This window comes from Desulfobulbus alkaliphilus (assembly GCF_016918545.1).
GTDB classification, from domain to species: Bacteria; Desulfobacterota; Desulfobulbia; order Desulfobulbales; family Desulfobulbaceae; genus Desulfobulbus; species Desulfobulbus alkaliphilus.
Window position 1 is genome coordinate 1 of the sequence record NZ_JAFFQC010000108.1, and the last position, 721, is coordinate 721.

Consider the following 721-nt stretch of genomic DNA (forward strand, 5'->3'; position numbering starts at 1 on the left):
GTCATGGGCAGGCCCAGGGTCACGCCCGAGGCGAAGCCCATGTTGCGGGCCAGCAGCTTCTGGCCCAGCACCACCATGGAGCTGAAGGGCGCGAACAGGCCCACGGCCAGCGGAGCCAGCAGCAGGGCCGCCAGCCACATGCTGTCCACCCAGGCGAAGGCCAGGGCCGCGGGCAGGGCCAGCCACCACGACAGGCGGATGATGCGGGCATAGCCGATCCTGTCGGCCAGGAATCCGCCCAGCACGTTGCTGCTGACGCCGCAGACGCAGAAGAAGGCCAGCATCATGGCGCCGAATTCCTTGCTCTGGCCGAAGACGTCATGCCAGTACATGGGGATGTAGGTATTGAAGCCCAAAAAGAGGATAGAGCGCGAGGCGATGACCAGGGTCAGCACGCCGAAGGCATGCCAGTCGTTGCGGGGTTCGGCCTGTCCGGCGGCGGCGCGGCTTTGGGGGATCTGGCGCTGCCAGCCGCGCATCTGGAAAAAGATGAACGAGGCCGTGCACAGGGCCAGCAGCAGGAACACGGCCGTGCCGTGCAGGCCCGCCACGAAGGTGGCCCCGGCCACCAGCAGCGGCCCCACCACGAAGCCGCTGTTGCCGCCCACGGAAAAGATGCTCATGCCCGCGCCCTTGCGATCGCCGGAGACGAGGTTGGCATAGCGGGCCCCCTCGGGATGGAACAGGGCGCCGCCCACGCCGCAGAGCATGAGTGTGAGGA

The 721-nt window shown here is 67.8% G+C and carries 1 protein-coding gene; it reads right to left on the bottom strand.

All coding sequences use genetic code 11. The features are described from left to right. The coding region (locus JWG43_RS17600; protein ID WP_205244257.1) for an MFS transporter at nt 1-721 on the bottom strand (721 nt) is incomplete at both ends.